The sequence below is a fragment of the Brevundimonas sp. genome (assembly GCF_023259385.1).
GTDB lineage: Bacteria > Pseudomonadota > Alphaproteobacteria > Caulobacterales > Caulobacteraceae > Brevundimonas.
Window position 1 is genome coordinate 8748 of record NZ_JAHFPF010000132.1, and the last position, 824, is coordinate 9571.

At 74.6% G+C, this 824-nt stretch carries 1 protein-coding gene; it reads right to left on the reverse strand.

The genetic code is table 11. From position 1 onward, the window contains the following. Window positions 1-29: 29 nt before the first annotated feature. A partial coding sequence (locus tag Q0C81_RS11155; RefSeq protein WP_291837568.1) for a DNA replication and repair protein RecF occupies window positions 30-824 on the reverse strand: 795 nt, incomplete at its 5' end.

The window sequence follows — 824 nt, forward strand, 5'->3', positions numbered from 1 at the left end:
CGCCAGACTTCCGGGTCTGGCCTGGACGCTCAGCCGAAGCCGCCGTCCGCCACCGGCACGAACTGGGCGCGGCCCTGGAGAGGGGCGAACAGATCGGCCTCGGTACCGGTCATGAAGGCCTGCAGACCCAAGGCTTCGATCTCGTCGAACAGGGCGGCCCGACGGGCCGTGTCGAGGTGGGCCGGGGCCTCGTCCAGGAGCAGGACGGGGGCCGCGGCCTGGCCCGAGAGACGGGCGATCTGGGCCAGGATCAGATTGAGGACGAGCGCCTTCTGCTCGCCCGAGGAGCCTTCGGCGGCGGGGCGGTTCTTCTCGCGGTGCAGGGCGGTCAGGTCGGAGCGGTGCGGGCCGAACAGGGAGCGGCCGGCGGCGGCGTCGCGCGGACGGGACCGCGCCATGCCCTCGCGGATGGAGCCGGCGATGGCTTCGGCGTCGGCGCCCGAGGCGGCCAAAGCCTCGGCCTCGCCGGCCAGGCCGAGATCGGCCTGGGGGAAGAGGCGGTCGCCGCGGGTGTCGATGGCGGCCTGGAGCGTGGTCAGGGCGGCGGCGCGGGCCATGGCGGCGGCGGCCCCGGCCTCGCCCAGCCGGATCTCCAGCGCGTCCAGCCACAGGGGATCGGCGGGTCGGCCTTCGGCGCCGTCAGTGAGCAGGCGCAGCCGCTCGCGCAGGGCCTTCTCGTAACCGGAGACGGCGGCGGCGTGATCGGGATTGGCGGCGAAGACCAGCCGGTCGAAGAATTTCAGCCGCTCGGCCCGGGCGTCGGAGAACAGCCGGTCCTGCTCGGGCGTGGCCCAGACGGGGCGCAGATAGTCGAGCAGGCGGCC